Source organism: Variovorax paradoxus, assembly GCF_902712855.1.
Lineage (GTDB): Bacteria > Pseudomonadota > Gammaproteobacteria > Burkholderiales > Burkholderiaceae_C > Variovorax > Variovorax paradoxus_Q.
The window spans coordinates 3775267-3799968 of sequence record NZ_LR743507.1 but is presented as its reverse complement, the minus strand read 5'-3'; the positions used below and the strand labels follow the sequence as shown (position 1 = coordinate 3799968).

Sequence of the window (24702 nt, the reverse complement as noted above, 5' to 3'; positions counted from 1 at the left end):
ACCCGCCAGGGTCGACGCGCTTTGACGGAAGAGCGTGGAGCTCAGCCGCCGCGACGCATCATGTCGAAGAACTCGACATTGGTCTTCGTCGCCTTCATGTTCTTGAGCATCAGCTCCATCGACTCGATCTCGTCCATGTTGTACATGAGCTGGCGAAGAATGCGGGTCTTCTGCAGGATCTCGGGTGCGAGCAGCAACTCTTCGCGGCGCGTGCCGCTGCGGTTGAGCTGGATCGACGGGAACACGCGCTTTTCATACAGGCGGCGGTCGAGGTGGATCTCGGAGTTGCCGGTGCCCTTGAACTCTTCGAAGATCACTTCGTCCATGCGGCTGCCGGTGTCGATCAGCGCAGTGCCGATGATAGTCAGCGAGCCGCCTTCTTCCACGTTGCGCGCCGCACCCAGGAAGCGCTTGGGACGCTGCAGCGCGTTGGAGTCGACACCGCCGGTCAGAACCTTGCCCGACGAGGGCACGACGTTGTTGTAGGCGCGGGCGAGGCGGGTGATCGAGTCGAGCAGGATCACGACGTCCTTCTTGAGCTCGACCAGGCGCTTGGCGCGCTCGATGACCATTTCGGCCACATGCACGTGGCGCGCTGCCGGTTCGTCGAAGGTCGAAGCGATGACTTCGCCCTTCACCGTGCGCTGCATTTCGGTCACTTCTTCAGGGCGCTCGTCGACGAGCAGCACCATCATGTGGACATCGGGGTAGTTGGCACTGATCGCGTGGGCGATGTGCTGCATCATCACCGTCTTGCCGCTCTTGGGCGGTGCCACGAGCAGGGCGCGCTGGCCTTTGCCGATGGGGGCGATGATGTCGATGATGCGGCCCGTGATGTTCTCTTCGCCCTTGATGCCGTCGCGCTCGAGCTTCATCTGCTCCTTGGGGAACAGCGGCGTCAGGTTTTCGAACATCACCTTGTGCTTGTTCTGCTCGGGCGGACCGTCGTTGACCTTGTCGAGCTTGGTCAGCGCGAAGTAGCGTTCGCCGTCCTTGGGCGTGCGCACTTCGCCTTCGATCATGTCGCCGGTGTGCAAATTGAAGCGGCGCACCTGGCTGGGCGAGATGTAGATGTCGTCCGTGCTGGCCGTGAAGCTGGTGTCGGGGCTGCGAAGGAAGCCGAAGCCGTCGGGCAGGATTTCGAGCACGCCATCGGCGAAGACCTGTTCGCCGGCCTTGGCGCGCTTCTTGATGATCGCGAACATCAGCTCCTGCTTGCGCATGCGGCCGACGTTTTCGATCTCAAGCGCTTCAGCCTGCTTGAGGACTTCAGACACGTGGAGTGCCTTGAGTTCGTTTAAGTGCATGGAATGACCCCTTGCGGGGTAATCGAACGGAAAACGGGGGGAGGTTGAATGTGAAGCGAGAAGTGCTTCACTAACCGGGGAACTCGAACCGGTTGCCTGTAAGGGCCGGTGATCTGTGGGAGATTATGACAGGAAAAACGCGCCGGCCAACGCATTGCGCGCTGGCCGGTTCAAATCGCTCAGGCGAGTTGCTGGTCGATGAAGGCCGTGAGTTGCGCCTTGCTCATGGCGCCGACCTTGGTTGCGGCCAGCTGGCCGTCCTTGAACAGCATCAGCGTAGGGATGCCGCGAATGCCGAACTTGGCGGGGATGTCGCGGTTCTCGTCCACGTTCAGCTTGGCGATCTGCAACTTGCCTTCGTAGGCGGTCGACACTTCGTCGAGGATCGGGGCGATCATCTTGCAGGGGCCGCACCATTCGGCCCAGTAATCGACCAGCACGGGCTGGCTGGACTTGAGCACGTCGGCCTCGAAAGAGGAATCGGAGATGTGTTTGATGAGTTCGCTGGCCATGTGATGTGTCCTTGTGCGCAGAGAGTTTCGGTGCAGCTAAAGTGCTGGTCATTGTGACAGAAACCAAGGGGTGGCGTGCCGCGCGGGGACGCTATCGCGGCGATAGCCAATGCCCTTGCAGGTCACGTCCCACGCTCTCAAATCCCTCGATAGAACATGAACGAAGGCCACCCCGTCCAGGCCCTGTGGTGCGATCCCGTCGATGGCGTCGTCGCGCGCATCGTCCGCGCTCTGGGCGAGCGCGAGCTGCACGCCGCCCGCACGGTGGTGCTGGTGCCGTATGCGCAGCTCATGGGGGTCGCGCGCGCCATGTGGGCGCGCTGCGGCAGTCCCGGCTTCGTGCCCCGTTTTGAAACCACCCACAACTGGGCCCGCAGCGCGGGCGGGTTCGTGCCCACCGGCTACGACATCGCGCACGACATGGCCCGTGACCTCGTGACCGCACAGGCGCTGCTGTCGCAGGCGGGCTTCCATGCCGAGCGCTTCGCCATGGCCGGCCGTGTGGTCGAACTGGCATATCAACTGGCGCCGCTCGCCGCTGCCGTGACGCCTGAAGAGCGCGTCGAAGGCTGGGCCCGGCGCGCAGCGGGCGTCGCCGAAGCAGGCAGCGAGTCGGAGTGGTTCCGCATCGAGAGCGCGCTGATCCGCGTCGCCGTGGCCTGGGTGTCGACCTCGGGCTTCGCGACCGACGTGCTGCTGCGCGAGTCCACGCGGTCGCAGGTCGATGCGCTGATCGTGCTCGAAGGCTTCCAGCCCGACCCGCTGACGCAGTCGCTGTGCGCCCTGTGGGGCGACCATGCGTTGCATCTTTCGCTCGTGCCCGCCGGCGCACCGCCGCAGCCCGCGGCGTCCCATGTGGCGCTCGACCCCGAGGACGAAGCCCAGCTCGCCGCCGCCTGTGTGCTTCGCCACCTTGCCGAAGATCGCGCCCCCGTCGCGCTGATTGCCACCGACCGCGCGCTGACCCGCCGCATCAGCGCCCAGCTTGCCGCGCAAGGCGTCGTCACGCACGACGAAACCGGCTGGAAGCTCTCGACCACGCGCGCCGCGGCCACCCTGATGACCGCGCTGCGCGCCTGTGCGCACGACGCCAGCAGCGACCAGGTGCTCGAGTGGCTCAAGGGGGGCGCCGATGGCGACGCGCCCACTGTGCAGGCGCTGGAAGTGCGCCTGCGCCGCGAAGGCCTGCGCGACTGGTCCGCGTGGTGCAGCCTGGTGGCACGCAGCGAGAAATCGCAGGATGTCGCGCTGCTGGCCTACACCGAGGCCATCGAAGAGCGCCGGGCGCCCATGGTCCGCGCGCGCGCTTTGGCCGAGTGGCTGCGCGCACTGCGGGAGCTGCTCGAGGCCGGCGGGCAATGGCAGCTGCTGGTCGACGACTTCGCAGGCGGCAAGGTCATTGGCGCGCTGTGGCTCGATGCCGGCGCGCACGGCGACGACGATGAGTTTCCTGGCGGACGCCACACCCTGGCCGAATTTTCCGCCTGGGTGCGCGACGTGCTCGAAGACGCGAGCTTCGTTCCGCCCGCTGGCGACCAGGCCCCGCGCGTGGTCGTGCTGCCGTTGTACCAACTGCTCGGCCGTGCCTTCGGCGCGGTGGTCATTCCCGGCTGCGACGACCGTCGCCTGCCCGCGTCGCCCGAGCCGCCGGGCAACTGGAGCGCAGCCCAGCGCCAGGACCTCGGCCTGCCCCTGCGCGAAACGCTCGAGGCCGCGCAGCGTGCCGCATGGGCCGCCGCCTTGCGCAACCCGTGCTGCGAACTGCTCTGGCGCCAGTCCGACGTCACTGGCGAGCCTGTCAGTCCGAGCCCGCTGGTGCAGGCGTTGCGGCTCGACCATGCCCTGGAGCCGTCCGTCGACCCGCGGCTGCCGCGCGAGGTCGCCGTGCGGCCGACGGCCGTTCCGCAGCCTTCGGGCGCGCTGTTGCCGCTGGAGAACATCTCCACCAGCGTCTACGAGGACCTGCGCCGCTGCCCCTATCGCTTCTTCGCGCTGCGCCAGTTGGGGCTGCGCAGCGCCGACGAGCTTGATGCCGAGGTGGACAAGCGGGACTTCGGCAACTGGCTGCACGCGGTGCTGGGGCACTTCCACGAGGCCCTGATCGAAACACCCACGCAAGATGCGCAGGAGCGGCTCGCCCTCATCGAGGACGCGGCGCAGCGCAGCACGCGCGAGATGGCGTTGTCCGATGCGGAGTTCCTGCCGTTCGCCGCGGCATGGCCCGCGGTGCGCGACGGCTATCTCGGCTGGTTTGCCGGCCACGAGGCGAGCGGCGCCGTCTTCGTCGAGGCCGAGCCCTGGAAGGAGCAGCCGCTGGGCAAGCTGCGGCTCGTCGGCCGGCTCGACCGCATCGACCGCATGCCCGACGGGCAGGCCTTCGTGATCGACTACAAGACCGAATCGTCGTCGGTGACCAAGGAGCGCGTGAAGGAGCCCACCGAGGACACGCAGCTTGCGTTCTACGCTGCGCTGGTGGCCGACGACACGCTGCGCGCGGCCTATGTGAATGTCGGCGAGAAGTCGTCCGGCACCCAGACCGTCGAGCAGCCTGCCGTGGTCGAGGCACGCGACGCGCTGCTGGCCGGGATCATCGAGGACTTCGCGCGCATCGCGCAGGGGGCGGCGCTGCCGCCACTGGGCGAGGGCGCCGTGTGCGACTACTGCGCAGCCCGCGGCCTGTGCCGCAAGGACTTCTGGGAACTGTCGAAATGAGCGGCGCAGCCTACGAACACAACGGCCGCCACGTCGAGCGGGAGGCCTTCTATACCGTTGCCTGCGACCCGCGCCGATCGGTCGCCGTGGAAGCGTGTGCCGGCGCCGGCAAGACCTGGATGCTGGTGTCGCGCATTCTTCGCGCGCTGCTGGAGGAGGGCGAATCGGCCTGCGAGCCGCACGAGATCCTGGCCATCACCTTCACCAAGAAGGCGGCCGGCGAGATGCGCGAACGCCTCGACCAGTGGCTCGAAGCCTTCGCCGAGCTTCCGCCCGAGAAGCTGCTGCACGAACTCGTGATCCGCGGCGTCGAGCCCGCCGCCGCGCACGCCGCGGTGCCGCGCCTGAAGGGTCTCTATCGGCGGCTGCTTGAATCCGGCCGGCCGGTCCAGTTCCGTACCTTCCATGCGTGGTTCGCGGGCCTGTTGCGCAATGCGCCGCTTGCCGTGTTGCGCGAACTCGGCCTGCCGTCGAACTACGAGCTGCTCGAGGACGACGCCGAGGCGCGCGGGCACACGTGGCGACCGTTCTTCGAGGCCGTCACCGCCGACAAGGCTGCGCTGGCCGACTACTACGCGGTGGTCGCCACGCACGGCCGCTCGCAGACCGCAAAGGCGCTGGGCGAGGCGCTCTCCAAGCGGGTCGAATTCTCGTTGGCCGACCCGGAGAACGCCGTGCAGCACTTCGGCGCGCTTCATCCCGCGCTCGAAGGTCTCGCCGAGCCGACCGACGCGCTGCGCGGCGAGCACGTGCGCCGCCGCTGGCTCGACCGCGCAGCCGCGCTGGGCCGCGAGACCAACAAGACACCGCAGAAGGCGGCCGAAGCCATCATCGACATCTTCGGCACCGGCGAACCCGATGCCGACGCGCTGCCGGCCGCGCTTGCACACCTGCGCAAGAACTTCTTTGTCGCGACCGAAGACCGGCTCAACAAGAACCTGCTGAAGTTCCCTGCGGCCGTCGACGCCGAGGCCGAGCTGCAGGTGCTGTGCGGCGCCCAGGCGCAGCATGCTGCGTGGCTCTACCAGCAGCGCATGACGCGTCTCACTCGCCTGCTCATTGCCGCTTTCGCCGAGGTGAAGCGCGCCCACGGCTGGGTTGACATGAACGACGTGGAGCAGGCCGCGCAGCTGCTGCTCGGCCAGTCGGCGCTGTCGGGGTGGGTGCAGGAGCGGCTCGATGCGCGCATCGCGCACCTGCTGATCGACGAGTTCCAGGACACGAACCCGCTGCAATGGCAGGCGCTCTACGGCTGGCTCAGCGCCTACGTCGGCGCGGGCAGCAGCGCGCCGCGCGTGTTCATCGTCGGCGACCCCAAACAGAGCATCTACCGCTTCCGCCGTGCCGAGCCGCAGGTGTTCATCGCGGCCAAGAAGTTCGTGCGCGAAGGTTTGGGCGGCGAACTGCTCAACTGCGACCACACGCACCGCAACGCACGTGGCGTGGTCAGGCTGGTCAATGCCGCCATGCTCGCCGCGCAGGATGCCGGCGAGTTCGACGGCTACCGCGCCCACACCACCGAGCGCACCGACGAGGGCGAGCTGTTGAAGCTGCCGGCCATCGATCGCGATGCACTCGGCAATGCGGCCGACGCCGAACCTGCGGACGACGGCATGCTGCACTGGCGCGACAGCCTGGTCACGCCGCGCGTGCTGCCGGAGGAGCAGCTGTTGCAGAAGGAGTGCGAGCAGGCCGCGCAATGGGTCGCACAGCGCATTGCCGACGGGACGCCGCCGCGCCAGATCATGGTGCTGGCGCGCCGCCGCAGCCGCCTGTCGGCCATGCAGGACGCGCTGCGCCAACGCCACATTCCCGTGCAGCAACCCGAGAAGAACGAGCTCCATGACGCGCCCGAGGTGCAGGACGTGGTCGCGCTGATCGACGTGCTCGTTTCGCCCGCGCACGACCTGTCGCTGGCGCGCGCGCTCAAGTCGCCGGTGTTCGGTGTCGACGACGAAGCTTTGGTCCAGCTCGCGCTGCGCCAGCGCGAGCGCGGCATGGTCAGCTGGTTCGCGCTGGTCCTGAAGGACGAGACCCTGCCGCCGGTGCTGGTCGATGCCGGATTGAAACTGAAGAAATGGCAGCGCTGGCTGATGACGCTGCCGCCGCACGATGCGCTCGACGCGATCTTTCACGACGGCGACCTGCTCGCGAAATTCGGCGCTGCCGTGCCGGCCACCATGCGCGCGAGTGCGCTGGCCAACTTGCGCGGCGTGCTGACCGCGTCACTCGAAATCGATGGGGCGCGCTTCGTCACGCCGTATGCGCTGGTGCGCGCCTTGCGCGCAGGCGGCGTGCGTGCGCCGACCGTTGCAGCACCCGACGCGGTACAGCTCCTGACGGTGCACGGTGCCAAGGGCCTCGAGGCCAACACCGTGCTGATGCTCGACTGCGACGCCGCGCCGCCGCGCTCGCAGACCATGGGGGTGCTGGTCGAGTGGAAGGGCAGCGACAGCGCGCCCACGCGCTTCGTTTTCCTCGCGAGCGAGAAGGCGCCGCCTGCGTGCGCGGTATCGCTGCTGGAAGAAGAGCAACGCGCGCGGCATCGCGAGGAACTCAACGGCCTCTACGTCGCGACCACGCGGGCGCGAGAGCGGCTGGTGCTGTCGTCCGTGCGGCCGGCGCGCGCCAACGAAAGCAGTTGGTGGAGCCGGCTGGAACCGCTGTGCGAGCGTACGGAGGCGGGGGAGCCGCTCGTCGAGCTGGCCATCGCCGGTGGCACGGGCAGCTTCTCGATGAGCCGGATGCCCGAAGTGCCGCCGTCAGCGGAGGCGCCGACCGCGAAAGACGCGAGGAAGAAGGCCGCCGATGCGACCGTCGATGCGCGTGCCGCCGCGTTCGGACAGGCCATGCACCGGCTGCTCGAGTGGGCCGTGCCTGGCGAGCCGCTGCCGGCCGCGCACGTGCGCGCCGCGGCCCGCGAATTCATGCTCGACGCCCAGCAGGCGCGCGGCGCTGCCGCCTTGGCCCAGCGCATCCGCGCGGGAGAAGGCGCGTGGGTGTGGGACGATCGCAGGGTCGACTGGCATGGCAATGAGGTCACGCTGGTGCACGAAGGCGAGACCTTGCGTATCGACCGCCTCGTGCGGGAGCGCGATGGCGGCGCCTGGTGGATCCTCGACTACAAATCCGCGGCGCGCCCGGAGCGGGACGCCGCGCTGATCGCACAGATGCAGCGCTATCGCGCCGCGGTGCAACATGCCTACCCCGGTGCCACGGTCCGCGTCGCGTTCCTCACCGGGCAGGGCGAACTGGTAAATCTCGAATGACTGTTTCTCCTGTCGTTGCCGTGATCGGCGGCGGACCCGCCGGGCTGATGGCGGCGGAAGTGTTGAGCGCGTCCGGTGCACAGGTGCACGTGTACGACGCCATGCCCTCGGTGGGGCGCAAGTTCCTGCTGGCCGGGCGCGGCGGGCTCAACCTCACGCATTCCGAACCGCTCGACGCGTTCATGGGGCGCTTCGGCGATCGGCGCGCCGAGCTCGAGCCGATGCTCGCGCAGTTCGGTCCGCAGCAGGTCCGCGATTGGGCGACGGGGCTGGGCGTCGAGACTTTCGTCGGCACCTCGGGACGGGTATTTCCGAAGGACATGAAGGCCGCGCCGTTGCTGCGTTCGTGGCTGCAGCGGCTGCGCGCGGCCGGCGTGCAGTTTCACATGCGGTATCGCTGGCTCGGCGAAGGCGCGGTCGATCTGTCCGCCCTGCGGTTTGCAACACCTGCGGGCGAAGTCACTGCGAAGGCCGATGCGGTCGTGCTCGCGCTGGGCGGCGCGAGCTGGGCACGGCTCGGCTCCGACGGCGCCTGGGCCCTGTGGCTGCAGGCGCGGGGCGTGGACGTCGCGCCGCTGCGGCCTGCCAACTGCGGCTTCGACGGCAGCGGCTGGACCGAACACTTCTCGAGCCGCTTCGCCGGCCAGCCGTTCAAGTCGGTGGCGGTCTCGTTCACCGACAGCCAGGGACGGCACTTTGCGCGCAAGGGCGAGTTCGTGGCGACGGCGACGGGCATCGAAGGCAGCCTGATCTACGCAGCCTCCGCGCTGCTGCGCGACGAGATCGCCGCAAACGGCAGTGCCACTCTGCTGCTCGACCTGTTGCCCGACCGCAGCGCCGAACAGGTGCTGGCGGCCGTCAGGCATCCCCGCGGCGCTCGCTCGCTGAGCAGCCACCTGAAGAGCCGCCTGGGCCTTGACGGCATCAAGGCCGGTGTGCTGCACGAAGTGCTGAGCCGCGACGCAATGGCGGATGCAACGCAACTGGCCGCCACGATCAAGGCGGTGCCGCTGAAGCTGGTCGCGACCCGACCCGTGGATGAGGCGATCAGCACCGCCGGCGGCGTGCGCTTCGATGCGCTCGATGTGCAACTGATGGCCAATGCACTGCCCGGCGTGTTCGTGGCAGGGGAGATGCTCGACTGGGAAGCGCCGACAGGCGGCTATCTGCTGACGGCGTCGATGGCCAGCGGTGTCGCAGCGGCGCGCGGCGTCATCCAGCGGCTGGACCTGTGAAGGCCTCGTGCCGTCGGAATTTCGCTTTTCGCCGAGAGTTTTTGCAAGCCCCGTTTCATTTCGCGTGGAATGAAACGTGACTTTGAAGAGGTTGACGAGCCTTACCGCCGCCCTCGAATCCCTTATGGTCAATAAAATCAATGACTTACGGGGACTGGGTTAAGACTAGGTTCTACAATTTGGTTGCACAGCCGATCTGATCCTAACAGGGGCGCGGCCGACAAGGTAGCGTTTGGCTAGCCGCCTCTTGCCTTCTTGGTCCACCCTTCGCGCCCAGGGGGTGCGACTTCCTCGCGCAAAATCTTCTCGATCAAAAAATTGATCTTCTGATTCACAAAGCTCTGCACGTGCTCGATTAGCTCTTTAGTTTGGATTTGACCATTCGAGCTCTCGATGTGGTCTGGTTGCATAAGTTCCCGGTAGAGATTGGGTTCTGCGATCGTCCGAGGATTCTGCGGAAAGACTAGGGCAATCTCAACTCGTTCAATTGGGGAGTCACCGCTGTGAGCCGCAAAGTTGTGGCGGTACTCCATCACATTGTCATGAATTTTATGGAAACGAGGGTCCAACTGAGATCGTTCGAGCTTGATTCTACGAGCGCCAGTTTTTGCGAAGCACTTTCCGTAGAAAGTCAGCGTGGCAACCATCAAGCCTTTGATGATGTTGTATGTCTCTCGGTCTTTACCTTGGCCGAAGTAGGCGCGTTGTTCGGCGGGACGAGGATCAGCAAGAGCAGCAATTTTCTCGATCCAGATTAGCGCGCTTCTGAGGTCCTTCTCTATCAGCGTGTAGCCCGCCAACTGTTTCGCCAAGGGACTGTCAAGAACGACTCGATAACAGGCTTTGCGCTTGTAGAAGTACGTGCGATGTATTTCTCCGGTCGCCTTGTTGACGTTCGTCCGTACCGTGTATGGATCGGGGAGCGTCTTAAACTGCGTGACTACAGATATGAATTTATCTGACTTCGGTGGTTCTGCATAAGGCATGAGTGATTCTTGATGATCCTCGTTTTTGGCCTAGTGCTCTTGGCCGATTTGCAAATCATCTCGAAAACGAAATGGTTTCGAAAGGGAGAGTACCTGTGCTCGCCAAATAGCAAGGGGCATCGCTGTTTCTTGCAATAGATTCAACTCTATCACAGCCGTTTTATACGCGTATTTGCGCGTATAGCGATAGCCTGTTTTCCTGACGATCATTTGGCCGGTCACGTCAGTTCGACGTGCCCCGAAACCTCCCTTGAGAGCCCTTCATGGCATCTGATCTACACCCCGAAAATTTCATACTCGAAGCCGACGCTGACCCCCATGGCGCGGTCCTGTTAGCGGGCGCATTCGTCGCGTTCCATCATGATGTCTCTGAGTGGTACAGCGGTTGCCTTATTCCGTGTGAACGAATCTTCAGAGCCGTGGAGTCCTTGGGCGGCCCAAGCGGCGACGCCTGCAAGTCCGGTGAGGCCGCGTCTTGGTTGCTGCTGTTCATGCGTGAGGAACTGAGCTACAGCTAAGACGTGAAAGGCACACCCATGGATTCGGCATCTGCACCGTTTACTGGTGCTGCTGCCCCTAACATTGGCCTCGTGAGCTATGAGCGCGTTACCGCAGAAATGCGCAAGGCCGCGCCGAGCATCACCGCTAGACAGATGCTGACCTTCATCGCGGTCGTGCGTACGAGCCCCTGCTCGCAGATCGAAATATGCAGGGTCACCGGCTTTACGAGGCAGACCACATCGCGGCACGTTGCAAAGTTGGTCCGGGTCGGATTGCTCGCTCAACGCAGGGACCTCGACAACGGGAGGTGCCAAGTCGTCCGCCTCACTGCGTCGGGGAGACTCATCCCGGCGACCCTTGGCAACACCTCTAGACCGCCCGAGCGGTGCGAGCGAATCCAGCCTGCGCCGTGCGATGATCTGCGCCCCTACACCCTTTCGCACGTCCCGCCAATGAACGCAGATCCTGACTCTTTCACCGAAGACCAGCGCAAGTTCCTCGCGATGCTGGTAAGTGACCTGAATGGACCAACCTGCACGGGGAGTCTTCTACGGATCATGGAGAGCGTCGTCTACGAACTGAAGTCCGACTTCGATCTGGACCGCCAGTCAATCAGCGACGAGACAACACGCGCCGACCTTGAGGTTTGCTTCGCCGCATTGCAGTATTTGAAGGTCAAGCAAGCGGCGGACGATAAGGACTAACGTTCGGGACTGTGCGAGGTCTCAAGCCATTTTGGTTTCATCGCAAAAATGTGAAAGCCCCTCGAAGAAATCCGGGCGCCAAATCCCCCTGGCCCCCTTGTGTGCGCCCACCCGCATACCGTGCCCGTCAACGCACGCGGACCGCGTGGGCACCCGCTGGCGTGTAATAGGCCAATGGCGACCACCGCTGAAGTCAGTCGCCGCGAACGGCCCTCACCACGGCGGCAGCTAAGGCGATGTGACATGCATTCCCTTGGTCGCATGGAAAGCCCATCACCTGAGGAAACAGGCTGCCCATACGGTGGCCTCATCGGCGTCCTTTAGCGGGCCAAGCGGACCGCCATGGTGTTAACCCGATCGGCGGGTCTCCCTGCCGCTTTGCTGCTCATGATTTTTTCAGAGCCCGTTTACGGAGTAGGAAAGGCTAGGGGTGAATCGAAAGTCCCAACGCTCATAGATCATTTCTTGTGCCGTCTTGAGCGCAAGCTGCGTCTTCTCAGCATTCGACTGGAACCGCTCGTCATGAACAACGCCGTTCCTGTACCCGCGCACGGTATCAATGTCCCGGAATAGCTCAGGCGACAAAACCGCCCAAAGTTCCAGCATGTTGGACTTCACGCTGCTGGTGTAATCCCTTCCGGTCGCCAGCGTAGCGCGGCGGTCTGCATTGATCCTCTTCCGCCGGTCGGGGAGATCGCGGTTCAACGAGTCGAGGTGCTTGCTCCAAAGCGCATTGAGTGTGGATTCGATAACGAACCACGAAAGGACCAAGGCTGTTTCGTAATTGCCTGCCTTGTATTCACTGAGGCTCTTTGCGTACAGAGCAAGCTTCTCGACAAGGCCGGGATTGTCGATGGCAACACTGAAGCGGGAGAACGCGTTTTCAAAGACAGAACGATCGACAACATAGCGGTTTGAGAAACGCGGGTCGTGCTCCAACGGGAGTGCTGCAGGGTTGGGCATCGCATTGAAACCGGGGGCCGCGAACCGGTCCGATTGGAAGGTCGATGCAATGCTTTCCATCGCCATGTTTTCGCCACCCCAAACGCCGTTTTCAAAGGTCACACGAAAAGCGTCGCGGTGCGTAATCTCGTGCAGATTGAAGAGCGCGTATTGCTTCAGTTCGAGCATTGCCGAGTCGAAGAGAAGGTAGAAGGCGTTCATGTGGTCGAGGTATTGGCCCCACCTTCCTACCATCTGCTCGATGGGCTCCACCTCGTTCGGTGCGAATTCGCGTTCCAGTGCTTCGACTCTTAGCATGATTCGGCCATCGCGGCAAACTTTCAACGTCACCTGACCTGTGTTCCCCTCGAACACTTCATCCTTCATCTGATTAAGAAACCAGTGTTGCTTCGTCTGGTCGGAGAAGTCGATCGCACTGTCAGCCCAATAGCGTCTTGATGGGTAAAAAGCCGTGAAGTTAGTCTTTTTCATTTCTTGCTATGCGGATTCCGGGTTGGCGTTCCAAATATTAGTGTGCGCGGAAGCTTACCCACACTGTCCATCTAACGTACACCCTCAGTAGACACATGCAGCGCCCGTGTTTTGTGTCTGGATAGGGTGTTCATTCGATTTGTTTGACACATTCCAAAATTGCTCTTAGACTTCATTCAGACATATCCCTAGGAGCGATACCGCCATGAACGCACAGTCCAAGACCCCCACGCATCCCGCCACCGGCAAGCGCATCGGCTATGTCCGGGTGTCCAGCGTGGACCAGAACGATGCCCGCCAGCTTGACGGGGTGGACCTGGACAAGGTCTTTACTGACAAAGCCAGCGGCAAGGACACCGACCGCCCGCAACTGAAGGCCATGCGTGAGTTCGTCCGCGAGGGGGACCACCTGTATGTTCACTCCATGGACCGCCTCTCGCGCTCCCTCAAAGACCTTCAAGCGGTCGTAGAGGACCTCACGGGGCGCAGAGTATCGGTGTCGTTCGTGAAGGAGGGGATGACTTTCACGGGCAACGATGACCCGATGGCAACGCTGATGCTCCAACTCCTCGGTGCCGTGGGCCAGTTCGAGCGTGCCCTCATCAAGGAACGTCAGCGCGAGGGCATCGCCATTGCCAAGACCCAGGGCGTTTATAAGGGTCGCAAGCCGGCGCTAGATGCTGAAGCCGCTGCATCGCTCCGTGACATGGCTGCACGTGGCATCCCCAAGACCGACATCGCGGCCTCCCTCGGCATCTCTCGGGCCAGCGTGTACGAGTACCTGAAGGCTTCGGCCTGAGGCGTCCCAGCGTCAACCCGAACGAGCCCCGAAAGGGGCTTTTCTCATTGGACAATGCCTCGCATGGAACCATCACTCGACATACGCAAGCTCCGTCCAGGGCTCTATAACTATCGCCTCACCATTGGGGGTGAACTGTTCGGCGAATCCGCTGATGCCTTGGAGACCATCTCTGAATGTCTCCACGACGCAGCGCAAGAGCTTGGTGACGGGTTCCCTTCGGTTCGCGTTGCTTACGGCGCCACAGGCCTCGGAAGTTTTCCTGTCGAGCGTCTCCTGAACGACCCTGCGGGACTAGCGGACGAACTGATGGAGCGCGTGTCGGCGCTGATCGAAGCCCGCAGGTAGTACTAGCCATGCCGCAAGCTCTCGATACTTCGCGTGATTCGCGACCTCTGATGCTGACCGTCAAAAGCGGCGCACGGCCCACCACGCACCGACAGCAAATGCGGCAATGCTGGTTGCGTAGAACGCGACGCTGAGCCAGAGGAAACACTTATGCCATCGCCACTTGGCCGTGCCGTCACGCTCTTCCCGAAATAACGTGAGCTGTGTTACGTAGGCGCAAAGCATGGCGCCACCGCAGGAGACCAAACCAGCCAAGAAAGCCCCCATCGGGAGACGCATGTCGGGAGTCGCAGCGCCTTTGGATGCAACGTTTCCCAAGTAAGCCAAGAGCGCCACGCATGCGCCGCCGTTCGCCAATGCGCTGAATTTGAATCCCTCTACAGAGAGGGTGATCATTGACTTGTAGGTTTCAGCCAGATGGGTTTCGTGCTGTGTTGCCATCGCCAATTGCTCTCTCAGAATTTTTCTCGATCATAGGCAAGCCAAGCGGCCCGAGCTTTGCACGTCTTTTCGCTTGTGGATTTGTGCCATAGCGCCAAGGCCCATTAGAGCCCGTTTGAGGCTCTCAAGTAAATCAATGCAGGGTGGCGCGAGTGGGCTTCATTGCCGCCTTGTGGCGCCCCTGAGCGGGCCAGCCGGGCCTCCTCGATTGACCCCTTCATTTGGTGAGCCCCTGGCCCTGCTCGGGAAGCCCCAGCCACGGCGATTGCGGCCCCCACTTGGTGACCTTCGCCATTGCCATGCGCCGGAGACCGGCGCCCATCCAACTTCACCGGACCTGCGTCCGCCCCGGTCATCAGACCTAGACCCCTGAGGTTTGGGAACGACCATGGGGGTTTGGGGGCAAGGCGAAGCCTCCTTAAAGATTCCTGAGGATGCCCCAAGGGTGCATCTCTCATGAGGATCATCTGAAGAAATCAAACCATAGAGATGCACCTGAAGGTGATCCAGTTGATTCCCATAACAACGCCTTCGGCGGGAGACCAACTGCCGTGCTTCTGGAGCCACCCTCCGGTGATGACTTCCTCATGGTCTCACTCGTGGCACGCCACCCCTCAGGTGTCCTATCGCCAGCAGCTTGAGTCCCACTCCATCCATCTCATGTGACCCCAAGCTGTTGCCGATAGGTCGCCCCAACCGCGTCCTTGTCCTGAGCCCCTACGCCGTCCTGGTGTCGGGGCTTTTTTCTTTGCCTTTCAACCAACCAATCTCAAGGAATTCAATCATGGGTCAACCGACCTCGACGGGGGAAGTCCGTCAGTTCACTCTCGATACCGAGAAGAAGTACGGCCTGCCGGAAGGCACGCTCTACAAGCAGGCAGACATCGAATCATCTTTTGGCAAGAACATGCTCTCCCCGAAGGGCGCCCAAGGCTGGTTCGGCTTCATGCCCGCCACGGCCAAAGAGTACGGACTGGATGACCCGAACGACTTCCAACAATCTGCCGACGCAGCTGGCCGCAAGATGCGCGACCTCATGTCGAAGCACAGCGGCAACATCGATTACGCGCTGGCCGACTACAACGGCGGTGGCAAGGCGGTGGACGCCCTCAGGATGGGCAAGCCCTGGAAGGAGACGGCGGGCTACCTAGCGAAGTTCCACGCCAAGACGGCGGACGAGATCGGCAAGCAGTCCTATGCGCCGATCCCGATGGGCCAACAGTTTTTGTCGCAGACCTCAACCTCAAGCGCTGATGGCCCGCTCGCCTCCGATCTCGCATCGGGAGGCCGTCGCCGCGACGCTGAGGTCGGGGGCTTCGTCAATGGCATTGCTAACTTGGGACATGCGATTAGCTTGGGCTTCCAGACACAGAACACGCTCTACAACTTCTTCAAGGATCAAGGCGTCGCCTCGGCAACCTCCGAGCTTTTCGACTGGGACTCTAAGCAGGCTAGGGACATCCTGACGGAGTTCCCGCAGGCCCACTGGCCCTACCTGCTCGAAGCGACGACGAAAGACAGCATGGATCGGCGCACCACGCGACTGCGCGAGACGATGGCGAAAGAACAGGAGTTAGCAAATCTTGGGTTCGTCCCGGCGCTCATCGGGGGCATCGTGGGTGGCTTGCCTGACCTCCCGACGCTCATATCGTTTCTGCCCGGTGTCGGCGGTGCAGGAATGATCACGAAGGCATCACGGCTTAGCAATGCGATGCGCCTGGGTCTCCTCGGGGGTGTCACCAACGTGGCCTATGACGCCTTCGGCAACCAGTTCAAGCCCACGGCCACGAACGACGACTTGGTTATCTCGGGGTTGTTCGGCCTGGGCCTCGGCGCTCTAACCGGTGGGCTCACCAACCCGAAGCGCATCGGCGCCCTCGGGGAGGACTTCGAGCGCCTGCGCGACTACGGTCTTCGCAAGGGCCGCGAGGGCATGGGCGACGAGATCAGGGACGCAGGCACGCCCATCCATGGCATCGATCCTGAGTGGCGCGGCAAGGTAGACGACTGGATCGCCGGGCGCCCCCGTGGCCCCGAGGTGGACCCCAACGGCCCCCGTATCGGCATCATCCGGGACGAGCCTGCCCCACCGCCCGTGATCGACCGGGGGCGCCTTCCGGACCTCGGAGAGGGCAACCCCAAGGCTCCCAAGCTGGAGGAGCCTGAGGTGCCGAGCGGCAACCCTTCGGGGAAACCGTGGGGCGCCGAGTGGGACAAGCCGATCCGCGTTGCGCGTGAAGGCGCTAAGGACATCCTGGAACTGCCGCCCATGCGGAAGATTAGCCAGCTGGCCGACTACATCCGGACGTACTCCACGAACGCCGACTTCGTTGCGATCATGGATCGAGCCCTCAAGGGCATCGACATCCGCAAGCTGAAGTTCGACATCGTTGACCCGGGAGCGGACCTGAAGAAACTGCGCGTGAGCCCCAAGGTGGCGCAAGCGATGCAAGGCGCCTTCGGTGTGGTCTCGACGCCGCACGGCTCTGCCGGTGACGGTATCCAGATGGCGCTCCGTGGGCACGGCTTCGGCAGGGGCAACCACGGCCTCAACGAGGAGACGTTCGTTCACGAGCTACTCCACGCGGCCACGGTCTACAAGATGCTGCGCGTGCAGAAGGGGCAGACCTCCGGGATGCATCCGAAGTCGATCCAGGCCGCGAAGGAACTGGAGGCGCTCTACACCACGGTGAAGCAGCACGCCCCTCTCGACACCCTGCCGGAGCGCGTGCGGATCGCCCTCGGGGACTCCTATGAGTTCGTCGCCTACGGTCTCACCAATCGGAAGTTCCAGGACTACCTCAAGGGCATCCAGTTGGGCGGAACGAAGACCACGCTGTGGACGAAGTTCACTGACGGCCTGCGCAAGCTCCTCGGCATCGGCGAGACGGAGCACAACGCCTACGCGAAGCTCATCGACCTCTCGGACCACCTCACCCGCAAGTCGGGCATCGAGGGCAAGCCACGGGTCACCAAGATGGAAGACGAAGGCGAGTTCATCACGCGGGCCGCTTCGGTGGACCCGGAGGATGCTGCAGCTGCGAGCGCCGCAAAGGTGCCCACGGTGTTCGGTTGGGGCCTCGGCCTGGAGCACAAGCTCGGCTCCGAGAAGCTGCCCCCTGCGGTGCGCGAGCTGGCATCCAAGCTGTTCGGCTCTACGGTGGGCCATAAGGGTCACGCGGTGGTCGAACGCAATGCATGGGACGAGACGCTGATGCGGGCCGAGGGCTGGAACGCGAGTATGAAGAAGACGGCCTACGGCGCCTTCGATGCCTGGTTCAAGGAGAGCAAGAAGGAGTTCCACAATCGTGGTGAAGCCTTCGAGGACTTCGGGACCCAGGTGAGCAACTACGTGCGCGGCTTCGAGGGGGAGTTCCACCCCGAGGTGAAGCGTGCGGGGGACCACCTCCGCAGCCTCTACAACGATGTCCGCGAGGAGATCAACAACCCGGCGAAGCGCAACGGCGGAACGAAGAAGGGGCTCACGGAAACAGAAGTCCTGGACGAGGCCAGCGGCGAGAAGCTCCTCGTGGGCAAGCTCGAAGCGAACCCGAACTACCTGCCCCGCAAGCATGACGCCCGGAAATGGGACGAGATGACGCGGACGTGGGGGCGTGAGGCCGTGGAGTCCTGGTGGGCGAACGCCTTCAAGAAGGCCGCTCCCGACCGCACAGACGAGCAAGCCAAGCGGTGGGCGGGGTGGTACATGCGGACGGTCGAAGAAGCTCACATGAACCGCAGCGCGGACCACCTGGAGGAGATGATGACGGGCTACGACGAGAAGGCCCTGCTGGAGTCGCTCGTGCGCAATGGTGGGTTCACCGAAGCGGAAGGCCACATGCTGATTCGCGGAATGTTCAAGGACCCGTCCTCAGACGCGGGCCGCACGGCATCGAGCCTTCGCCACCGGAACACCATCAGCGAGGCCCATAGCGAGCGGTGGAAGCCTGCGAACGGCGGCGATGAGGTGGACATCACCCTCAACGACTTCATCCAGTCCAACGCCCTCGACGTGTCGGAGTCCTACTTCCGGCGCACCGCATCGAGCATCGCGCTGGCCGACCGGCTCGACATCTACAAGCAGTCTGACATTGGGCGGATGATCGATGCGGCCACGGCCAAGACGTTCGGGCAGGAAGGCTTCAGCGAGGCCGCTGCGGTCGCCGCCAAGAAGGACCTCAAATTCGCCGTGGACCGCATCCAGGGGATTCCCCAAGAGGAGTTCTCGATGCTCAACAAGGCGATGGAGCACTGGCGTGACTTCAACGTGATTCGCCTCATGGGCGGCGCGGTGTGGAATCAGGTGACCGAGATGTCGCAGATTGTGGGGTCGATGGGATGGAAGGCCACGCTCGCTGCTGTGGGGGACCTTCGGGCGCTCCGCCGAGATGTCGCTACGGGCAAGGCTCCGCATGACTGGCTGGACCACCTGGAGAACACCATCGGGGGTGTCGGCTCGGAGTACGTGGCCCGCCTGGACTTCAGCCCCAAGGATGACTGGGTTCGCTACAAGGGCGACACGGCCATGAACCGGCGCCTGGACGCCCTCGATACGGGCACCAAGAAGCTCGCCAAGGGGGTCCTTGACTACACCGGCATGACGGGCACCATGATCCAGCAGAAGCGCATCCACGCGATTGCCCTGGTGAACCACTTCGTGAATGCCGCGAACGGTGCGCCAAGCAAGTTCCTCTCGAAGGAGCGCCTTGCATGGATGGGCATGAGCGAGTCCGACTACGCGAGCCTGAACAAGGCCATCGCGGCACACACGAAGGGCACCGGCAAGGGCGACTACGGCGCACGGCAGAACTTTGACTTCAAGGAGTTCGCCAAGGCCGAGCCGGAGATGAACTCGATGCTCATGAATGCGCTGCACCGCGAGACCCGCCGTGTGGTGCAGGAGAACGACCTCGCCTCGATGGTGCCCCTTATGGGGACCACACTTGGTAAGACCGTCTTCCAGTTCATGAACTTCACCATCCACGGCTGGAACAAGTCGATGCTGTTCGCGATGAACCACCGGGACTTCTCCACGCTGTCCACCGTCCTGCACGGATCGTTCTTCGCTTCGCTGGCCTACATGGGTCGCACGCAACTGAGCGCGATGGGGATGGACGATGCACAAAAGGAGGAATACCTCACGAAGCGCATGGCCCCCAAGCAGATCGTCGCCAACTCGTTCGGGCGCATCGCTCAGGTGTCCCTCCTGCCGACCGTCTACGACACCACGCTGGGCAACTTCACGGGAGCCCAATTCGCTGGCACGAAGACGACCTCGGACGTGACGAGCTTCGCATCGAACCCGACGCTGCAAGCGGTGAACGGCTTCCTCTCCCTCGGGAAGATGGTGCGCAACGCCGCATCGGATGACCTTCAGACCACGCAGCGTGACGTGAAGACGTGGGGGCGCCTGCTCCCGCTGAACAACGTTGCCCCGGTGAGCACGTTCCTAAACGCCCTCGCGAACGACTACCCCACCAACGAAGACGCCACGAAGTAACCCTTCAGCGTCCCCACTCGGCCCCCTCGGAGCAATCCCTGGGGGTCATTCTTTTTCCACTCACTACTCAAAGAAATCAATGCAAGACCCAGCACACATCCCCGGTGAGGAAATTCTCATCGAGCGGAAGATCACCTTTCGCAATTCCACCTTCGGCGGATTGAAGGCCTACATCCGCGAGCATGCACAGCGTACGGGCATGCGCCTCACAAACGCCGCTGCTGTTGATCGCCTGCTCCGCGCCCAACTGGTCTACGCGCTCGGTCGTCGTGCAGCGCACGAGATGATGACGCTGGCGACTGCTGTGGGGGCCGATGCGCTCGGGACCATCGACAACAAAGATGGTGTCGCATGAGCAAGCGCGATGGTCGTTCTCTCCTCAGCACGATCAACACCGTGCCAACTTCCACCATGGTGACCCTCGGGCTCACGTCATCGCAGGCCGAACGGATCATCCGGGTGCGCCGTGTGCTGCCTTTGATGGAAGATCGGCGAACTCCGTGCCTAGATGCAAGGAAGTTGTGGGAGCGGATCGGCAAGCCGCACGGGCGATTCCGCGATTGGGCGAGTCAGCACATCAAACCCATGATGGACCGCGCGGATTTAAGCGCGGAAATTTCCGCTCTAAAAATCCCGGCACGAGGAACGCCTCGCATCGACTACACATTGAGCCGCGACGTTGCCGCGCATCTTGCGATGCAAGCGAACACGGTTCAAGGCGAGGATATCCGCGCCTACTTCCTCGACATGGAAGACCTCGCGCAACGCCTCACGGTTCACCTCGGGGTTCGCGTCACGGCCATCGTGGAGACCGACACACAAGTCACTCACATGCTCCGCAAGCGTGCCGGAGATGATGCCAGGGCCGGGCGCATTGCGAGGGGCGCTGTGTGCTCTGTGGCGATCGAGCGGGAGAAACTGCTGAAGGGGGTCGTTTGCGAGGTTCTCACGGGTCACACCACGGGGTACTGGAGGGAGAGCTTCGGGCGCGGTGTACGGGACGTGCTCGACACTGATGACGCAAAGCTGTATGCCAAGTGCTACGAGTCGGCCCGCGCCGCAGTTGAGTCAGGTCTCGTCCGAAATCCAGAGGCCCTGCGCAAGTTTCTGAGGGCTTCGTATGGGGGGCGGATTGATCCTGCGAACTATCGGCAGGCGGCGTGAATTAGTAGAGGGTGAGAGAAACTCGCCCTCCATTTCACATTGTGGCATTCGTCTCGCGGCATCTGTTTTGTTCAGCGCGTGACGATTAGTGTCGGCCTCTGAGCACCAAATCAGTTGGTCGCGGGCTATGTTTTCTTGCTCTCTCTCCTGTCCCACGTCTCCATCACGAATGTCGCTACGGTGTGGGCTGCGTTGACGGCGAGGCGAGCATGGCGGGGCTCCAACTTGTACCCCTTCCGGCCCTCGCTATGGGCGCTACTTGCGTGTGTGCGTAGGGCGCCGATACCGTCCACCACTGAGAACAGCCCGCTGATGATCTGCCGAAGGTCGTCGTTCGCAATGCGGCCAGGATCAAGCCCGAGGTCCGCTCTGACGACCTTGAAGACGGGCTGAAGGTCTTGCTTGTCGGGCATCGTGAGCCCGTTGTCTTCGATGTAAACCTTGAAGATTGATTCAAGAATGTTGGCCGCAGCGGAGACCGCATCGCGTGGCTTGGCTTCAACGCTGTCTAAGGCCCGCTCGAATTCACGATGAATGGCAGGGAGGTCTCTGCCGTTGATGAGGTCGCTCAGGGCTTTGCTTGGCGCCATACCGCCGTCTGTGACAAACCCACCAATCCGATACGTGAGACCGTTCTTGGCAAGTACGGCCTCGATACGGCGCACGTTCTCGCGCTTCTTAAGAATGTATTCGTCCTCGGTCGTCCACTGCGGGGGCTCGTAGTCGCTCGCCATCACGGGGTCTTCCATGTACGGGCAAATGATCTTGCCCAGGACGGCGAGTGGATCGGCGTGCGCCTTGTTGGTGTTGCGAAGCCACTCTTGTGCCTTCACGTGCTTGCTACCTTCGGGCGGTTCGCCGGAAGCCTCCGCGTACATGAACAGGCTGTTCAAGCTGGCGTGCGTTTCCGCTGAAGACACAAGGTCGGAAACAAGCGCAATCAGCGGGGCCGGGATCAATTTGCCCACCTTGTTAGCCCCTCAGTGCGTAAAAGATGTGCCACCACCATCCCGTGCGTGTCTCAGCCCTATTAAGGCAATCGGACAGCACCACCGGATCAGTCGGGCTGAAAGTACATAGGCCAACCTGAAGCGCATATCGCTGGTTCTCCACTCGGACCAGCGCAGAGCCGAACCACACGAGGAGCGCGATCAAACTCACGACCAAGACCGTAGAGACGGATAACTTCATGGCTGGGCATTCTGCCAGTGCTCCTGTGCACCCCAGCCTAGGATATGCACCTCGATAGGCGTGGCCCCTGAGGTGGTCAAATCCCTGAATGACCTCTGCTCTGTTCGCTTCGCTGCCATTCACTCCCGAGCCCCCGCCCGTCGCCCTACAGGCGCCTTCAGGTGGGGAAGAAATGACCTCTGGAAACTTCTATGACTCCGTGGAGCGTCACTTCACGACCTTCGATGTGCAGATCACCGGACACAGCGCGGACGCTTACCTGAGAGCATTCACATGCGTCGAAGCTGAACGTCGGAAAGGGGTTGTCTACCTCTTTCGGTCGGAGCGGGAGGTGCCGCGTTTGGTTGGGAGCAGCGACATTCTGTACATCGGCCAAACAAAGAATTCCTTCCAGCGCCGATACCAGCAATGGGCGGCGCATCACGCGACGATCAAGCGAAACGAACACACGCTGGCCGGGTACGGACCAATCCGTCTTTCGACTTGTGACTATCGTGTGTTCGGCGAAAGCCTGCTCGCGGCGGAGAATCAGCTACTGTGGTGGTATTACGCCAACCATTTTGAGTATCCGCCTTTCAATTACACGCGAGCGAAGAACCCCGGCAAGGTGAAGCCGAAGGCAATGCCTCAGGAGGCCGCGTAAGGCTCCACAACGGCCAACTTTAGGGCAGGGTACTGGATTGCCTCCACGGCTTCTTGAACCTCTTGCAGCGTCCTGTGGTCGTATACCGTAGTGCCGATGCTGCCCACCGTCTTATGCCCGGTTACCTTGTCCATGGTGCCCTCGCTATGGCCCGCCTTTCGCATCAGCGGGCGCACCGTGTGGCGAAGGTAGTGGAAGGTCGGCGTGAGGCCCAATGCCTTGCAATGCTCTCCAAACCAGCGCCCGAAGAAGTCGCTCGGCTTTCCTTTGCGCAAGGGCAGGGCGGGCCATAAGGAGTTGCTGCGAGTCTTTTTGACCGCCTCCACGTACTTGAGAAACCCGAGCCGAATGAGTTCGCTGTGAATTGGGACACTGCGATGGCTTGCATCGCTCTTGATGCTTTGTCCTTCACCCTCGTTCGTCAGCACCAGGACATGGATGTCCTCGACCTTTTGTACGTCAGCCGTCCGCAATTGGCAGAGTTCGCCCAAACGGGTCCCCGTGTAGAGCCCCATCAGGGGAATCCAGTAAGCCGCGTCCCGGCCACCATAACGAGCATCGGGAAGGGCATACGCGGTGTGAAGCGGTGCGGTGAACAATGTCTTCAGTTCATCGTCTGTCCACGCACGGCGCTTGTTCGTTGTCGTGGTCTTGATGTCTAGGCCCCGCCAAGGCTGCTTGGGAATCCACTCAAGGGTCTCATGGGCGAACTTCAGCAGGGACTTGATGTTCGTAAGGCGGTCGCGTGCGGTCTTTGTCGTGTTGCAGTTTTCACGGAGCCATGTCCGGTACGTGTTCCCGATCTCCCGGGTGATGGCCTCCAGGGGGATTCCTATGTGCTGCCCCTCGAATTGCTTGAGGGCGCGGTCATAGACTGCGATGGAGTCGGCGGAGCGGGCTGAGTCTCCGGAAGTTTTCCACTTGCAGAACACGTCGCGCAGGGTGCGGGCCTTCGCTGGCTTCAAGGCTTCGGGTTTGGAGAGGACCACGGGTGTATCGACCACCTCCCCGGCATCCCGCAGGGTCACCTCTTTGTGCGCCGTGCGGTATGCCTTCAAGCAGGCGAGTAGTGCCTCCCGAGCACCCGGCGTTTTCGCATCGAACGAGACCCCGAGCTTTGCCGCCTCTGCCTGCGCCATTGGGAGCACCGCCGCGAGGTTTTGCCCCGCGAGTGATACAGCCGCCTTGCCGTCGAAGAAGGCATTCAGGTCGGCAAACTCCTCGCGCTCCTCCTCCGTGGCCCCGCTCAAATCATCGATACGGGGCTCGTTAGGGGTGGCCTGGGGGATGCTCAAACCGCCCCTCTTGCGCCGCATGCGGGCCATATCGGCGAGCAACGGCAGATCAGAACGGAGGTTGTCGTCCCGGCCCAGGACAGCGGCGCGGATGCGTGCGGCCAGCAGGGTAGCCATGTCGGGCGTTATCGCGTCAACCGGGGAGGGGTTGAGTTCGCTTCGCTTCGCCTCGAAATCGGCCAGCCATTCGGCCCGCTTCAGCGTGCCCAATAGGGTGGCCTCTCGTCGGTCGCTGGTGCCAAGCGCGATGTTCATCGCTCGCTTGCCGTAGACCTCGCGAAGGTCGGGCCATACAACGATGTTGAGATACCACCGTGAGCCTCGCCGATTCAAACCCGTAAGGGTGCCTGCCATGTCTTTCTCCAAGGTCATGGCTGTGCGAGGTTCTACAGTTAGGTTCTACAGACTGGGGCTCGTAACCCCTTGTCAGCGCGTAAGTTCTTGAGAACTCACGGCTTTTTGATGTTAGGTTGACGAGCCTTACCCCTGGCACTGACTACGCAGTTAGGGCTGCTTGGTTCCCCACCTGACCCGGTTGGCCACTTCACCATGCAGGGAGGCCCGTCAGGTCGCATTCTAACCCTCAGTCTTCGCTCGCCTCGCGCCGCTTCGCGAACCCCCTTTCGAGGGCAGGGCTGCCGGCTCGGGCGGCCGCACGTGG

General features: G+C 62.8%; 17 protein-coding genes and 1 other RNA gene. 10 read left to right on the top strand and 8 right to left on the bottom strand.

Annotation, left to right across the window (positions count from 1 at the left end; all coding sequences use genetic code 11):
- Positions 1-41: 41 nt before the first annotated feature.
- Both rho and trxA read right to left on the bottom strand, forming a co-directional pair.
- Positions 42-1307, bottom strand: coding sequence for a transcription termination factor Rho (gene rho / locus AACL56_RS17405; RefSeq protein WP_081266259.1), 1266 nt, complete (start codon positions 1305-1307; stop codon positions 42-44).
- Between the two features lie 179 nt (positions 1308-1486).
- On the bottom strand, positions 1487-1819 hold the full coding sequence (trxA, locus tag AACL56_RS17400; protein WP_093195545.1) for a thioredoxin TrxA: 333 nt from the start codon (positions 1817-1819) through the stop codon (positions 1487-1489).
- Positions 1820-1975: 156 nt separating this feature from the next.
- On the opposite strand from trxA, the gene AACL56_RS17395 reads away from it, so the two are divergent.
- The 3 genes from AACL56_RS17395 to AACL56_RS17385 are packed head-to-tail and all read left to right on the top strand — an operon-like array spanning position 1976 to position 9035.
- Positions 1976-4531, top strand: coding sequence for a PD-(D/E)XK nuclease family protein (locus AACL56_RS17395; RefSeq protein WP_339091059.1), 2556 nt, complete (start codon positions 1976-1978; stop codon positions 4529-4531).
- Positions 4528-7800 (top strand): UvrD-helicase domain-containing protein, encoded by a 3273-nt coding sequence (locus tag AACL56_RS17390; protein ID WP_339091058.1) that lies wholly within the window; start codon positions 4528-4530, stop codon positions 7798-7800. Before AACL56_RS17395 ends, AACL56_RS17390 begins: the two co-directional genes overlap by 4 nt.
- On the top strand, positions 7797-9035 hold the full coding sequence (locus tag AACL56_RS17385; protein WP_339091057.1) for a TIGR03862 family flavoprotein: 1239 nt from the start codon (positions 7797-7799) through the stop codon (positions 9033-9035). Before AACL56_RS17390 ends, AACL56_RS17385 begins: the two co-directional genes overlap by 4 nt.
- Before the next feature lie 236 nt (positions 9036-9271).
- Here the strand turns inward: AACL56_RS17385 and AACL56_RS17380 are convergent, their stop codons facing one another.
- Positions 9272-10021 carry a hypothetical protein gene (locus AACL56_RS17380; RefSeq protein WP_339091056.1) on the bottom strand — a complete coding sequence of 250 codons (750 nt, stop codon included), beginning with the start codon at positions 10019-10021 and terminating at the stop codon, positions 9272-9274.
- 536 nt (positions 10022-10557) lie between these two features.
- Between AACL56_RS17380 and AACL56_RS17375 the strand changes: the two genes are divergently transcribed.
- Positions 10558-11226, top strand: coding sequence for a MarR family winged helix-turn-helix transcriptional regulator (locus tag AACL56_RS17375; protein ID WP_339091055.1), 669 nt, complete (start codon positions 10558-10560; stop codon positions 11224-11226).
- A gap of 396 nt (positions 11227-11622) precedes the next feature.
- Here the strand turns inward: AACL56_RS17375 and AACL56_RS17370 are convergent, their stop codons facing one another.
- Complete coding sequence (locus AACL56_RS17370) at positions 11623-12660, bottom strand: hypothetical protein (protein ID WP_339091054.1); 1038 nt, start codon at positions 12658-12660, stop codon at positions 11623-11625.
- A gap of 205 nt (positions 12661-12865) precedes the next feature.
- Here AACL56_RS17370 and AACL56_RS17365 point away from each other — a divergent pair, with 205 nt between their 5' ends.
- Both AACL56_RS17365 and AACL56_RS17360 read left to right on the top strand, forming a co-directional pair.
- Positions 12866-13459, top strand: a complete 594-nt coding sequence (locus AACL56_RS17365; protein ID WP_339091053.1) for a recombinase family protein — start codon at positions 12866-12868, stop codon at positions 13457-13459.
- Positions 13460-13522: 63 nt separating this feature from the next.
- A complete protein-coding gene (locus AACL56_RS17360) occupies positions 13523-13807 on the top strand; it encodes a hypothetical protein (RefSeq protein ID WP_339091052.1) in 285 nt (94 codons plus the stop codon).
- A 60-nt stretch (positions 13808-13867) separates the two neighbouring features.
- Here AACL56_RS17360 and AACL56_RS17355 read toward each other — a convergent pair whose 3' ends face one another.
- The gene (locus tag AACL56_RS17355; protein WP_339091051.1) at positions 13868-14248 is read right to left on the bottom strand and encodes a hypothetical protein; all 381 of its coding nucleotides are present in this window, start codon (positions 14246-14248) and stop codon (positions 13868-13870) included.
- A gap of 784 nt (positions 14249-15032) precedes the next feature.
- Here AACL56_RS17355 and AACL56_RS17350 point away from each other — a divergent pair.
- The 3 genes from AACL56_RS17350 (at position 15033) to AACL56_RS17340 (ending at position 20912) form a co-directional block, all read left to right on the top strand.
- Positions 15033-19748, top strand: coding sequence for a transglycosylase SLT domain-containing protein (locus tag AACL56_RS17350; RefSeq protein WP_339091050.1), 4716 nt, complete (start codon positions 15033-15035; stop codon positions 19746-19748).
- A 79-nt stretch (positions 19749-19827) separates the two neighbouring features.
- Positions 19828-20103, top strand: coding sequence for a hypothetical protein (locus AACL56_RS17345; protein WP_339091049.1), 276 nt, complete (start codon positions 19828-19830; stop codon positions 20101-20103).
- Complete coding sequence (locus tag AACL56_RS17340; protein ID WP_339091048.1) at positions 20100-20912, top strand: antA/AntB antirepressor family protein; 813 nt, start codon at positions 20100-20102, stop codon at positions 20910-20912. Before AACL56_RS17345 ends, AACL56_RS17340 begins: the two co-directional genes overlap by 4 nt.
- 125 nt (positions 20913-21037) lie before the next feature.
- Here AACL56_RS17340 and AACL56_RS17335 read toward each other — a convergent pair whose 3' ends face one another.
- Positions 21038-21880, bottom strand: a complete 843-nt coding sequence (locus tag AACL56_RS17335; RefSeq protein ID WP_339091047.1) for an abortive infection family protein — start codon at positions 21878-21880, stop codon at positions 21038-21040.
- A 311-nt stretch (positions 21881-22191) separates the two neighbouring features.
- Between AACL56_RS17335 and AACL56_RS17330 the strand changes: the two genes are divergently transcribed.
- Positions 22192-22746 (top strand): hypothetical protein, encoded by a 555-nt coding sequence (locus AACL56_RS17330; protein ID WP_339091046.1) that lies wholly within the window; start codon positions 22192-22194, stop codon positions 22744-22746.
- Here the strand turns inward: AACL56_RS17330 and AACL56_RS17325 are convergent.
- On the bottom strand, positions 22731-24395 hold the full coding sequence (locus AACL56_RS17325; protein WP_339091045.1) for a site-specific integrase: 1665 nt from the start codon (positions 24393-24395) through the stop codon (positions 22731-22733). The two genes, AACL56_RS17330 and AACL56_RS17325, sit on opposite strands and share 16 nt — an antisense overlap.
- A 115-nt stretch (positions 24396-24510) precedes the next feature.
- Positions 24511-24607, bottom strand: an RNA gene (gene ffs, locus AACL56_RS17320) — signal recognition particle sRNA small type.
- Between the last annotated feature and the right edge of the window lie 95 nt (positions 24608-24702).